At 66.4% G+C, this 12,633-nt stretch carries 9 protein-coding genes; all 9 read right to left on the reverse strand.

The genetic code is table 11. The features are described from left to right. Positions 1-76: 76 nt before the first annotated feature. The 9 genes from ileS to ACODTA_RS09170 all read right to left on the reverse strand — a co-directional run bounded on the left by ileS (position 77) and on the right by ACODTA_RS09170 (position 12,425). A complete protein-coding gene (gene ileS, locus ACODTA_RS09130) occupies positions 77-2,953 on the reverse strand; it encodes an isoleucine--tRNA ligase (protein ID WP_489065595.1) in 2,877 nt (958 codons plus the stop codon). A 49-nt stretch (positions 2,954-3,002) separates the two neighbouring features. Next, positions 3,003-3,926 (reverse strand): bifunctional riboflavin kinase/FAD synthetase, encoded by a 924-nt coding sequence (locus ACODTA_RS09135; protein WP_489065596.1) that lies wholly within the window; start codon positions 3,924-3,926, stop codon positions 3,003-3,005. Between the two features lie 218 nt (positions 3,927-4,144). Further along, positions 4,145-5,323, reverse strand: a complete 1,179-nt coding sequence (locus tag ACODTA_RS09140; RefSeq protein WP_489065597.1) for a dipeptidase — start codon at positions 5,321-5,323, stop codon at positions 4,145-4,147. Beyond that, on the reverse strand, positions 5,320-5,808 hold the full coding sequence (locus ACODTA_RS09145) for a dihydrofolate reductase (protein WP_489065598.1): 489 nt from the start codon (positions 5,806-5,808) through the stop codon (positions 5,320-5,322). Before ACODTA_RS09145 ends, ACODTA_RS09140 begins: the two co-directional genes overlap by 4 nt. A gap of 47 nt (positions 5,809-5,855) precedes the next feature. Continuing rightward, on the reverse strand, positions 5,856-6,650 hold the full coding sequence (locus ACODTA_RS09150; protein ID WP_489065599.1) for a thymidylate synthase: 795 nt from the start codon (positions 6,648-6,650) through the stop codon (positions 5,856-5,858). Positions 6,651-6,737: 87 nt separating this feature from the next. Beyond that, positions 6,738-7,391: a class I SAM-dependent methyltransferase gene (locus ACODTA_RS09155; RefSeq protein ID WP_489066191.1), complete on the reverse strand. Its 654-nt coding sequence runs from the start codon at positions 7,389-7,391 to the stop codon at positions 6,738-6,740. 23 nt (positions 7,392-7,414) lie between these two features. After that, positions 7,415-8,542, reverse strand: coding sequence for a peptide chain release factor 2 (prfB, locus tag ACODTA_RS09160; RefSeq protein WP_489065600.1), 1,128 nt, complete (start codon positions 8,540-8,542; stop codon positions 7,415-7,417). 56 nt (positions 8,543-8,598) lie between these two features. Then, entirely contained in the window at positions 8,599-11,121 is a 2,523-nt protein-coding gene (locus ACODTA_RS09165; protein ID WP_489065601.1) for a penicillin-binding protein 1A, read from the reverse strand. Between the two features lie 101 nt (positions 11,122-11,222). Next, positions 11,223-12,425 carry an N-acetylmuramoyl-L-alanine amidase gene (locus ACODTA_RS09170; protein ID WP_489065602.1) on the reverse strand — a complete coding sequence of 401 codons (1,203 nt, stop codon included), beginning with the start codon at positions 12,423-12,425 and terminating at the stop codon, positions 11,223-11,225. Positions 12,426-12,633: the final 208 nt, after the last annotated feature.

Below are 12,633 nucleotides of genomic sequence, written 5' to 3' on the forward strand. Positions count from 1 at the left end.
CTTCTACTGCGATTTCCGCGAAAGCGGAAACGGGCGATGTCGGAAAGGCGCGGCGGATGGGCCGCGCCCGAACGGATCAGCCATTCACCACCGTTTCGCAGCGCCCGCACAGGTCGCCGTCCTCGGTGACCTCGGGCAAGTGCCGCCAGCAGCGCCCGCACTTCGCCTTTTCGGTGCGCTCGACCGAGACCGCGTCACCGGCGGTGGCGCTGGCGACGATGCAGATCTCCGCGAAATCGCCGGCCGACAGGCCCGCGAGATCGGGAACCACCACTTCGGCCTCCAGGCTGGAGCGGACGACCTTGTCGCGGCGCAGCGGCTCGATCGCCTCGGTCACGGTTTCGCGGCGCGCGCGCACCGATTGCCACTTGGCGCCCAGCGCGGGATCCACCCAGCCGGCATCGACCTCCGGCCAGGTCAGCATGTGCACCGATCCGTCCTCGTCGGGGAAGCGGCTCTGCCAGACTTCCTCGGCGGTGAACGGAATGATCGGCGTCGCGTAGCGGACCAGCGCATGGAACAGCGTGTCGAGCACGGTGCGATAGGCGCGCCGCTTCGGATCCGACGGCGCATCGCAATAGAGGCAGTCCTTGCGGATATCGAAGAAGAAGGCCGAAAGGTCCTCGTTGGCGAAGTCGGTCAGCGCGCGGATATAGCGGTTGAACTCGAAGCCGTCGGTCGCGGCGCGAAGATCGGCGTCGAGCGTCGCGAGCAGGTGCAGCGCATAGCGTTCCAGTTCGGGCATCTCGGCGACCGGAACCGCCTCCGCCTCGGTGAAGCCGTCGAGCGCGCCGAGCAGGTAGCGGAAGCTGTTGCGCAGCTTGCGATACGCATCCGACGTGCCGGCCAGGATCTCCTTGCCGATGCGGACGTCCTCGAAATAATCGACCGAGGCGACCCACATGCGCAGGATGTCCGCGCCGCTCTCGCCGATGATCTTCAGCGGATCGACGACGTTGCCGAGCGACTTGGACATCTTCTTGCCCTGGCCGTCGAGCGCGAAGCCATGGGTCAGCACCGCGTCATAGGGCGCGCGGCCGCGCGTGCCGCTCGATTCGAGCAGCGACGACTGGAACCAGCCGCGATGCTGGTCCGATCCCTCGACATACAGATTGGCGCGAACGCCTTCGCCGTAACGCTGTTCGACCACGAACGCATGGGTGGAGCCGCTGTCGAACCAGACGTCGAGAATGTCGGTGATGACCTCGTAATCGGCGAGATCATAGGCCGGACCGAGCAGCGCCTGATGGTCCGCCTGATACCAGGCGTCCGCGCCGCCGGTGGTGAAGGCCTCGACGATACGGGCGTTGACCTGGGTATCGACCAGATATTCACCGCTCTGGCGGTGGACGTACAGCGCGATCGGCACGCCCCAGGCGCGCTGGCGGCTGATCACCCAGTCCGGGCGTCCCTCGACCATCGCGTTGATGCGGTTGCGCGACTTTTCCGGCACCCAGCGCGTGTGCGCGATCGCGTCGAGCGCGATCTGGCGCAGCGTCGCGCCATTGCCCTGCGCATGGCCCAGAACAAGTCCCTCCCCTTCAGGGGAGGGGTTGGGGTGGGGAACGTCCAGCTCCACGACGGGTGTCGACTCCCCCACACCCCGGCCCTCTCCCCTGAAGGGGAGAGGGGGATTGGGCCGATCCATCGGGATGAACCATTGCGGCGTGCAGCGGAAGATGATCTTCGCCTTGGATCGCCAGCTATGCGGATAGCTGTGCGAGAAATCGTCGGACGCGGCGAGCAGCGCGCCGGCGTCGCGCAGGTCGCTGCAGATCGGTCCGTCGCTGGCGACGAACTTCTTGTTGATCACGCTGCCCTGGCCGCCCAGCCACAGCCAGTCGGGCCGGTACATGCCGGCGTCATCGACCGCGAAGACCGGATCGATGCCGTTTTCCTTGCAGAGCAGGAAATCGTCCTCGCCATGGTCGGGCGACATGTGGACAAGCCCGGTGCCCGCATCGGTGGTGACGAAATCGCCGGCCAGGAAGGGGCGCGGCTTCGCGAAGAAGCCGCCGAGATGGTGCATCGGGTGGCGGGCGACGGTGCCCGCGAGTTCGGCGCCCTTGATCGAGGCGGTGGCGGCCAGCGTCAGGCCCGTCCGCTTCTGGAAGGTTTCCGCCAGTTCCTCGGCGATCAGGAAGCGCGCCGGGGAGTCCGGCGCGGCGTAGACGCCATACTGGATCTCGGCCCCATAGCTCAGCGCCTGGTTGACCGGGATCGTCCAGGGAGTCGTCGTCCAGACGACGGCCTGCACGCCCACCAGTTCGGGGATCGCGCTTTCCACGATCTCGAACGCGACGTCGATCTGGGTCGAGACGATGTCCTCATATTCGACCTCGGCCTCGGCGAGCGCGGTCTTCTCCACCGGCGACCACATCACCGGCTTCGCGCCGCGATAGAGCTGGCCGGTCTCGGCGAATTTCAGCAGCTCGGCGACGATCGCGGCCTCGGCCTCGAACTTCATGGTCAGGTACGGATCGTCCCAGTCGCCCATGACGCCCAGCCGTTCGAACTGCCCGCGCTGCACCGCGACCCATTTTTCGGCATAGGCGCGGCATTCCGCGCGGAACTCGGCGGGGGGAACCTCGTCCTTGTTCAGCTTCTTCTTGCGATATTCTTCCTCGATCTTCCATTCGATCGGAAGGCCGTGGCAATCCCAACCCGGAACATAGGGCGCGTCCTTGCCCAGCAGCGATTGGCTGCGGACGACGATGTCCTTCAGCACCTTGTTCATCGCATGGCCCATATGGATGTCGCCATTGGCGTAGGGCGGGCCGTCATGCAGGATGAAGCGTTCACGGCCGGCGCGCTGGGCGCGCAGCTTGCCGTAAAGGTCGATCTTCTCCCAGCGTGCCTGAATCGCCGGTTCCTTCTGGGCCAGTCCGGCCTTCATGGGGAAATCGGTCTTCGGCAGGAAGACGGTGTCGCGATAGTCGGGTTTTTCGGTCATACGGCGCGGTGCCTAGCCGAAGCGCGCCGCAAAGAAAATCCTCCAGAACCTATCTGGTCAGGATTTCGCGGGCCGCTTCGCAATCGCGCTCGATTTGTTCGATCAGCGGCTCCAGTCCGTCGAACTTCATCTCGTCGCGCATGAAATGGATCAGCTCGACTTCGATCATCTGGCCGTACAGGCTTTCGTTGAAATCGAAGAAGTAAGGTTCGAGCAGTTCCTTGGGCGGATCGAAGGTGGGGCGGATGCCCAGATTCGCGACGCCCTCCAGCACGCGCCCGTCGGGCAGGCGGCCGCGCACCGCATAGATGCCGTAGCGCGGGCGCAGATAGGGGCCGAGCGCGATGTTGGCGGTGGGATAGCCGATGGTGCGGCCAAGCTTGTCGCCGTCGATCACCACGCCCTCGATCGCGAAGGGGCGCGTCAGCAGCCGCGCGGCCGTCGCGCAATCCCCGGCCTGAAGCGCCTCGCGAATCCGGCTGGACGAAACCGGCGCATCATCCAGGCCCACCGGCCCCACGGTTTCCGCGGCCATCCCCAGCGCGGCGCCGAGTTCGGCGAGCTTGCCGACGTCGCCGCTGCGGCCCTTGCCGAACGTGAAGTCCTGCCCGGTCACCACGGCGGCGGCACCGGCATCCCGGGCGAGCATGGTGACGAAGTCTTCGGCGCTCTTGGCGGCCAGTGCCCCGTCGAACGAGAAGACCAGCATCGCGTCCGCGCCCGCCGCCGCGAACAGGCGTTCGCGCTGGTCGAGCGTGGTCAGTCGAAAGGGGGCGGCATCGGGCCGGAAGAAGCGAACGGGATGCGGATCGAATGTGGCGACGAGCACCGGCCGACCCTCGGCGCGCGCGCGCGCGACGGCACGCCCGACCACGGCCTGGTGGCCGAGGTGGAAACCGTCGAAATTGCCCAGCGCGATCACGCCCCCGCGAAATTGCTCGGGAACGGGCCGCTCACCCGAAAGCCGCTCCATCACCCGGCCTGTAGCGTTCGGTGGAGTGGGGAGCAATGGCCTGCCGAGAGGCAAGACCATTCCGCGGAGTCGGGCGTGGAAGGGGGCATCCCATCGTTTGCTTCGAGCTTGTCGAGAACCGAAGTCGAGAAGGCGACCAAGATCGGGTGCTTCTCGACGGTTGCGTCTCGACAGGTTCGACGCTGCTCGAAGCAAACGGGTTTGCGACGGATCGGCGGCTATTGCACCGGAAGAGGCGTCAATCCCTGCGCCAGCAGCCGCAGCACGTTGCCGCCCATCACCGCGCGAATCTCGTCGTCGGTGAAGCCGCGATTGACCAATGCCTGCGTGATCGCGGAAAGCTGGCTGGTATCCCAGCGCGTCGTGACCGCGCCGTCGAAATCGCTGCCCAGGCCGACATGTTCGATACCGACAAGATCGCGGACATGCGCGATCGCCTTCGCGACGGCTTCGGCGCTGGTGTCGCAGATCGCGGCGTCCCAGTAACCGATGCCGATAACCCCGCCGGTGCGCGCGACGCCACGGATCTCGTCGTCGGTCAGGTTGCGGTTGACCTTGCACGTCGCCTGGACGCCGCCATGGCTGGAGACGACCGGCCGCTTGGCCATCGCGAGTATCTCCGCGACCGAAGCGTGGCTGGCATGCGCGATGTCGACGACCATGCCGCGCGCTTCCATCATGCCGACCACCTGCCGGCCGAGCGGGGTGAGGCCGCCCTTTTTCAGCCCGTGCATCGATCCCGCGACTTCGTTGTCGAAGAAATGGGCAAGCCCGGCCATGCGGAAGCCGGCCTTGTAGAGCCGGTCGAGATTCTCCGCCTTGCCCTCCAGATTCTGCAACCCTTCGATCGACAGCAGCGCACCGGTGACGGAGCCGCCGGCGCGGCGGTCGGCGAGCAGGCGGGTGACGTCGGCCCCCGATTGAATGACGCGCAGCCGCCCGCCGGTCTTGCGCTCGACTTCGCGCAGCTTCTGCGCGTGCCACAGCGAGCGCTGGAGCAGCGAGGTCCAGGTGCGCGGCGGCTGGAGCTGCGCGACGGTCAGCATCGTGATATTGTCGGTATCGGCGCCGTTCGCGTCGTAATTCTGGTTCTTGGGCGATTTGGTGACCGACGAGAAGACTTGGAGCGCGACATTGCCCGCCTCCAGGCGGCCCAGATCGACCTGACCCTGCGTGCTGGTGTCGGTCAGGCTGCGCTTCCACATCAGCGTGTCGGCATGAAGATCGGCGATCTGGAGCGATTTGTGGAGCGCGGCGGTATGCGGTTCAACCGTCGGCAGCGGTCCGGGGGCGAGCTTGTTCATGCTGCGCTCGAGCATGCCGGGCGCGACCCCGAACAGGCCGATGGCGGCGATGGCGAGAAATATGGCGGCGCCGATGCCGATCCAGCGGATCATGCGCGGACCAGCGTGACGAAGCTATATGCCGGACGGCCGCCTTCGGCCTCATGCCGTTCGCGGCGCAGCTCGCGCCAGTCCGAACCTGGATAATCGATCATCGCGTCCCCCTGCGCGTCGACATGAACTTCGGTCAGCTCGATCCGGTCGGCGCGCGGCAGCAACAGCCGATAGATCTCCGCGCCGCCAATCACCGATACGTGTGGCGCGTTGGCGAGCTTCAGCGCCTCGTCGACGGTGCCCGCGCGCTCGGCTCCGTCCTCCTGCCAGTCCGGATCGCGGGTCAGCACGATATGGCGCCGATCGGGCAGGATGCCGGGCAGGCTGTCGAACGTCTTGCGCCCCATGATCATCGGCGCGCCGACGGTCAGCGATTTGAACCGGCGAAGATCGGCGGGCAGGTGCCAGGGCAGGGTGCCGTCGCGGCCGATCACGCCATTGTCGGCGCGGGCGAGGATCAGGACGATCTCGGGATGGGCGGTCACGCGGCTACAGGCCCTGACGGCGCGGAAAAAGGGCGGTTCGGCATCGGCTAGACCGCCACCGGCGCCTTGATGTGGGGATGCGGCTCATAGCCGACGATCTCGAAATCCTCATATTCATAGGCGTCGATCGTCTCCGGCGTGCGCAGGATATGCAGCGCGGGCAGGGGGCGGGGATCGCGGGCGAGCTGTTCGCGCGCCTGATCGAGATGGTTGAGATAGAGATGCGTGTCGCCGCCCGTCCAGACGAACGTGCCCGGCTTCAGCCCGCATTGGTCGGCGAGCATATGGGTGAGCAGCGCATAGCTGGCGATGTTGAACGGCACGCCCAGGAACACGTCGGCGCTGCGCTGATAGAGCTGCAGGTTCAGCCGTCCGTCCGCCACCTGGGTCTGGAACAGGCAGTGGCAGGGCGCCAGCGCCATGCGATCGACTTCGCCCGGATTCCAGGCCGTCACGATCTGGCGGCGCGAGCCCGGATTGGAATTGATCTGGTCGATCAGCGCCTTGATCTGGTCGATATGGCCGCCGTCGGCGCTTTCCCAGTCGCGCCACTGCTTGCCATAGACCGGGCCGAGATCGCCATTCTCGTCGGCCCATTCGTCCCAGATGCTGACGCGATTCTCCTGCAGCCAGCGGACATTGGTGTCGCCTTTCAGGAACCAGAGCAGTTCGTAGACGATCGAGCGCAGGTGCAGCTTCTTGGTGGTGAGCAACGGAAAGCCGCGCGAAAGATCGAAGCGCATCTGGTGGCCGAACACGGCAAGCGTGCCCGTACCGGTGCGGTCGTCCTGCCGGGTGCCTTCGTCGAGGATTCGGCGGAGGAGGTCGAGATAGGCCTGCATGGTCGCCAGACTTATGACGGGCGATCACCGCCTCGCCAAGCCCCCAGCGACATCCTTGTGTGGTTCGGGCGGATCAGGCCTCGCGGCTCAACCCTTGCAGGCCGTGATCGTCTCGGGTTGCGGGCGTTGGCCCGATGCCTCGAACTGCGCGATATAGCCGTCGACGGCCGGAAGCGGTGTCTTTTCGACGAGCTTGTAGCCGACAGCCGCGAACTCGCAGGTCAGCAGCGCGATCGGCGTGCCGTGATTGGGCGTCGGGCGCTCGGCGTCGACGACGATCACGCGCCCGCCCTTGCTCAGCGACGGACGCATCCGCCAGAGGAACTCATAAGGCTGTTCGATCTCATGATACATATGGACCATGAAGATACGGTCGAAGCTGTGCTCGGGCAGTTTGGGGTCGGCCGGCTCGCCGAGGCGGACGCTGACATTGTCGAGCCGCTCGCGCGTGACGCGCTCGGCCAGTGCGTCGCGCACCTGCGGCACGATATCCTCGGCCAGCACCCGGCCCTTTTCGCCGACGCGCTGGGCCAGGCGAATCGTGTAATAGCCTTCGCCCGCGCCGATATCGGCAACGGTCATGCCCGGCTTGATGCCGGCCAGGTCCATCACCGTACCCGATTCGTTGACCCGGTCGCGTGCCTCCTCGGTCGAGAAGCGGCTGGCGGTGATCGGCGCGACCGGGCGATCAGCCGCCGGGAATTCGGGCGTCTGTTCGCTCGGCTTGCATGCGGCAAGCATCAGGAAAAGCGGCAGCGCCCGCCTCAATCCACGTCCTCCACATCCACCGTCTCGCCGGTCACGCGTTGCGACAGCGCCGCCGCCATGAACGGATCGAGCGCGCCGTCGAGCACGTCGTCGGGCGCGGTCGAGGTGACGCCGGTCCGCAGGTCCTTCACGAGCTGATAGGGCTGGAGCACATAGGAGCGGATCTGGTGGCCCCAGCCGATCTCGGTCTTCGCCGCATATTCGCCGCTGGCCGCGGCTTCGCGCTTCTGCAGTTCGGCCTCGTACAGGCGGGCGCGCAGCATGTTCATCGCGGTCGCGCGGTTCTTGTGCTGAGACCGGTCGTTCTGGCTGGCGACGATGATGCCCGTCGGGATGTGGGTAAGGCGCACCGCCGAATCGGTGGTGTTGACGTGCTGGCCACCCGCGCCCGACGCGCGATAGGTGTCCATCTTGATGTCGCCCTCGTTGAGCTCGATCTCGATATTGTCGTCGATCACCGGATAGACCCAGACCGACGAGAAACTGGTGTGCCGCCGCGCGGACGAATCATAGGGGCTGATCCGCACCAGCCGGTGCACGCCGCTCTCGGTCTTGGCGTAGCCATAGGCGTTTTCGCCCTTGATCTGCAGCGTCGCGGACTTGATCCCGGCCTGTTCGCCGGCCTGATATTCGACCAGATCGACCTTGAAGCCGCGCTTTTCGGCCCACCGCTGATACATGCGCTGCAACATCTCGGCCCAATCCTGGCTCTCGGTGCCGCCGGCGCCGGCATGGACCTCCAGATAGGCGTCGTTGGCGTCGGCCTCACCCGCGAGCAGCGCCTTGATCTTGTCCTCGTCGGCGCGCGCCGACAGCGCGGCAAGACCCGCGACGCCCTCATCGACGAGCGCGCTGTCGCCTTCGGCCTCGGCCATTTCCATCAATTCGATGGTGTCGCTGAGTTCGGTTTCGATCGCGCGCGTCGCGGTGATCGCCTCGTCCAGCCGGCGGCGTTCGCGCATCACGTCCTGCGCCGCCTTGGGATCGTCCCAAAGCGTCGGGTCCTCGACGCGCGCGTTCAGCTCGTCGAGTCGGCGCAACGCGCGATCCCAGTCCAGGAAACGGCGGAGAAGCGCGAGCGCGTCGTTGATCTTGTCGGCATGTGCCTGCGCTTCGGCGCGCATTTCGAAACTCCAATGACTTGCGATACCTTCCGGCTGCACCGGAATGACGCCGTGGGTTAGTAAATCCCGTCCTGCCTTTGCAAGAACTCGCTGTCGTTGCGCGGCCGGGCGGCGGCCCCGGCGGTGGCGGGATCCTTCTTCTTGTCCTTCGCGATCTCGTCGCGGCGGATGGACCGGCGCGGCTCGCTTTCGGGCTTGAACGCTTCCCAGATCACCGCGGGCTTCGGATCGTCGCCCGATGGCCATGCGCCGAACACCTTGCGCCCCGAACGCCGGTCGATCCGCACCATGCGGATGCCGGGCGGCGCGCGGAAGGGGACAACCGCCATGTCCTTGAACGCCTTTTGCGCGAACGCCTTGAAGATCGGCGCCGCCAGTGTGCCACCCTGGGCATAGCCGCCCATCGAGCGCGGCTGGTCGAAGCCCATATAGACGCCGGCAACGACATCGGCGGAGCCGCCGACGAACCAGACATTGGTCGGGCCGCTGGTGGTGCCGGTCTTGCCGAAGATCGGGCGGTTGAGCTCGCGCAACGTGGTCGCGGTGCCGCGCTGGACCACGCCTTCCAGGATATGGACCATCTGGAACGCCGTCATCGGATCCATGGCCAGCTTGGTCCGCGCGGGCGGGCGCGGCATCGCCTTGCCGTCCCAGTCCTTGGCGCTGCAACCCTCGCAGGGGCGGGTGTCGGCGCGATAGATCGCCTTGCCGTGGCGATCCTGCACATAGTCGATCAGCGTGGGCGTCAGCGCCTTGCCGTTGTTGGCCAGGATCGAATAGGCGTTGGTCAGGCGCAGCACCGTGGTGTCGCCCGCGCCCAGTGCGACGGCCAGGACCTGGGGATACGCCTTGCCCGGCGCGCTGACGCCCAGCGCGGCCGCCATCTTCACCACCTTGTCCATGCCCGTCTGGCTGGCGGCGCGAACGGTCATCAGGTTGCGCGACTGTTCGATGCCCCAGCGCATCGTCTGCGGACCGGCGCCGGCGCTGCCGCCGAAATTGCGGAAGCATTTCTGGCCCAGCCGCGCGCCCTGATAGACGCAGAAGGGGCCGTCGACGATGATCGATGCCGGCGTCATGCCCGAATCGAGCGCGGCGGAATAGGCGATCGGCTTGAAGGTCGATCCGGGCTGGCGCTCGGCCTGTGTCGCGCGATTATAGCTTTGAAGTCGCGCGTCGAACCCGCCCTGCATCGCGAGGACGCGGCCGGTATGCGGATCCTCGACCACCATGCCGCCCGAGATTTCGGGGATGTTGCGCAGGCCCCAGGCATTGCCTTCGGGCGCCACCGCGATCAGGTCGCCCGGGTTCATCGCCGAAAAGGCGGTTTCGGCGGTGCCGCGCTTGGGCATCGACGCGAAACCGGCGGGCAGCGTGCCCGTCGCGCCGTCTGAAAAGCCGATCTCGGCGGCGGCGGCCGATTTGGAGATGATGACGGCGATCCGCCAATCCTTGTAATCGACGCCGATATTGCGCAGCGCCAGATTGGTCCGCCAGCGATCGCCCACTTCGATCTTGTCGATCGGCCCATGCCAGCCCCGCGCGCCGTCATAGCGGACCAGGCCCGCGCGCAGCGCATCCTGGGTATATTCCTGATAAGCGGGATTGAACGAGGTGCGCACCCACAGGCCGCCGCCATAGACGCTGTATGGGTTGCGGCCGCCATCGGCGTTCTCGCCATATTTGTCGATGAGCTGGCGGCGCACCTCTTCCATGTAATAGCCGCCGACATATTCGTAGCGTGCGCCGATATTGGGGCGGATGCCCAGCGGCGCGGCCTGCGCGGCGAGCATCTGTCCCTCGGTGATGAAGCCGTTGCGCTTCATTTCGGAAAGCACGAAATTGCGGCGCGCGGTCGCCTTCGCGGTATCGCGGCTATAGGTGGAGGGCGCCTTGGGCAGGATCGCGAGGAATGCCATTTCCGGCAGCGTCAGCGCTTCCACATCCTTGTCGAAATAGGCGCGCGCCGCCGCCTGCACGCCGAAGCTCTGCCGTCCCAGCGCGATCTGGTTCAGGTAGAGTTCCATGATCTGCTGCTTGGTCAGCACCGATTCGATGCGCTTGGCGAGGATCGCTTCCTTCACCTTGCGGACATAGCTGAGCTCGTTGGTCAGCAGCAGGTTCTTGGCCACCTGCTGGGTGATGGTGGACGCGCCGACCGGCCGGCCGTCGCTGGCGAGGTTGTTGAGGATCGCGGCGACGATGCCGGGATAGTCGAGGCCGCCATGCTCGAAGAAAGTGCGATCCTCCGCCGCCAGGAAGGCGCGGACGAGCAGCGGCGGATATTCGGCGTAGGAAAGCTGGACGCGGCGTTCGCGGGCATAGCTGTGGACCGGCGTGCCGTCGATCGCGCGGACGTTGGTCGGCAGCGGCGGCTCGTAGGTCAGCAGCGTTTCGGCAGAGGGCAGGTTGCGCGCGAAGATCAGCCAGATAAGCAGCCAGCCGAGCAGCGCCAGCAGCGCGAGCGCGAACAGCGCCTGCACCCAGCGCTTGCTGCGCCAGCGCGCGAGCAATGCCCATGCGCCGCTCGCCTCACGCCGGAGTCGATAGCTGAAATTCTGGTCCGAGGCCTCGGTCATGCCTGACCGGCTCTAGCAAAGATTCGCCGCTATGCCAGCCGGGCTGCGATCAAATCCGGCCGATGGCGGGGATTTTGGCTCCGGAATGCGCTGCGGCGGGGTTAGCGCGAGGCCAGTTGGCGGGCGAAATGCGTCTCGATCGCGCGGGCGGCGCCCGTTGCGATGCGCTTGCGGCCGTCGGTTGAGAACAGGAACTTCATATCGGCTTCGTTGCTGAGATAGCCGGTTTCGAACAGCACCGAGGGCACGTCGGGCGCCTTGAGCACGATCAGCGACGCGAACCGGTGATAGTCGCTGCGGAAGGGGACGAGCGGGGCCGCCTCGCGCTTCAGCAGGGTCGCGAATTTCGACGAGATGTTCATCGTCTCGCGCTGGGTCAGGTCGATCAGGATCGAGCTGACGTCGCTCGTCGCGCCGCCCAGATTGACGCCGTTCAGGATGTCCGCCTTGTTCTCGCGCGCCGCGAGCCGCGCCGCCTCGCGGTCGGACGCGACCTCGGACAGCGTATAGACGGTGGCGCCGGTCGCCTGTTCGTTGCCGGCGCTGTCGGCATGGATCGAGATGAACAGGTCGGCGTTCAGCCGCCGTGCGATCTCGTAGCGCTGGTTGAGCACGATGAAGCGATCGTCCTCGCGCGTCAGCGCGACGCGGACGCGGCCGGACGAGACCAGTTCGTCGCGGATGGCGCGGGCGATGGCGAGCGTCGCGTCCTTTTCGCGCGCGCCGCCGTGCGGAGAGATCGCGCCGGGATCATGGCCGCCATGGCCGGCGTCGATCACCACCAGCGGTCGTCCGTCCGGCCCCTGGATGCGCGGCAGCGACAGGCGCTTGGGCGGATCGAGCGGGATGGTGACCGAATAGCGCCGCTTCGGCGGCGTGTTCATGGCGAGCTGCGTGCCCTCGACTTCCCAGCGGCTGCGTCCGGCGCGCGCGGCGCGCGTGAATTCGGACTGTTCCACGGATTTGAGCGACAGGGTGAGCGTGCGCCCGTCCGAGCCGAATCGCGCGTCGGAGATCAGCGTCGGGCTGGCGAGGTCGAGGACGATGCGCGCGGTGTCGCCATTCTGACGGCCCTGGCGCACCTGTTCGATCGGCCCGCCCGCGGTGGAGACGGAACCGGGCTCCACACCGGGGATGTCCACGGCCAGGCGGCGCGGACCATCGAGCGCGAAGGTCGATGCGCGCTCGATTGCTTCGTCGAAACTCAACACCACCGCGTCACCATCGACCGCGATGCTCTGCACGCGCGCGGCCTCCGCCGTTGGCGCGAACAGAGTTGCGAACAGGAAAAGCGCGGCGGTCATGACGCCATTGTGCCAGCTCGGCCTAGGGCCGGTCCATACCCTCGATATACGCAACTGGTTTCCACCCTTGGTCCACACCTGTTCGCAGACCTAGGAAAAACGCCTCAAATGACGGTGAAAGAATATGATTAACGAGCCGTTAGTCATTGATGGGGCAGGAGGTGTCCGGCGGTGGACTTGCTTTTTGTTGCTCCGGAGGGGCGCGGGT

The sequence above is a fragment of the Sphingomonas sp. FG14 genome (assembly GCF_057809675.1).

Bases quoted from the DNA above. Each gene is read 5' to 3' on its own strand.
- ileS (WP_489065595.1), bottom strand. From the start codon at position 2,953: ATGACCGAAAAACCCGACTATCGCGACACCGTCTTCCTGCCGAAGACC.
- ACODTA_RS09135 (WP_489065596.1), bottom strand. From the start codon at position 3,926: ATGGAGCGGCTTTCGGGTGAGCGGCCCGTTCCCGAGCAATTTCGCGGG.
- ACODTA_RS09140 (WP_489065597.1), bottom strand. From the start codon at position 5,323: ATGATCCGCTGGATCGGCATCGGCGCCGCCATATTTCTCGCCATCGCC.
- ACODTA_RS09150 (WP_489065599.1), bottom strand. From the start codon at position 6,650: ATGCAGGCCTATCTCGACCTCCTCCGCCGAATCCTCGACGAAGGCACC.
- ACODTA_RS09155 (WP_489066191.1), bottom strand. From the start codon at position 7,391: ATGCTTGCCGCATGCAAGCCGAGCGAACAGACGCCCGAATTCCCGGCG.
- prfB (WP_489065600.1), bottom strand. From the start codon at position 8,542: ATGCGCGCCGAAGCGCAGGCACATGCCGACAAGATCAACGACGCGCTC.
- ACODTA_RS09165 (WP_489065601.1), bottom strand. From the start codon at position 11,121: ATGACCGAGGCCTCGGACCAGAATTTCAGCTATCGACTCCGGCGTGAG.
- ACODTA_RS09170 (WP_489065602.1), bottom strand. From the start codon at position 12,425: ATGACCGCCGCGCTTTTCCTGTTCGCAACTCTGTTCGCGCCAACGGCG.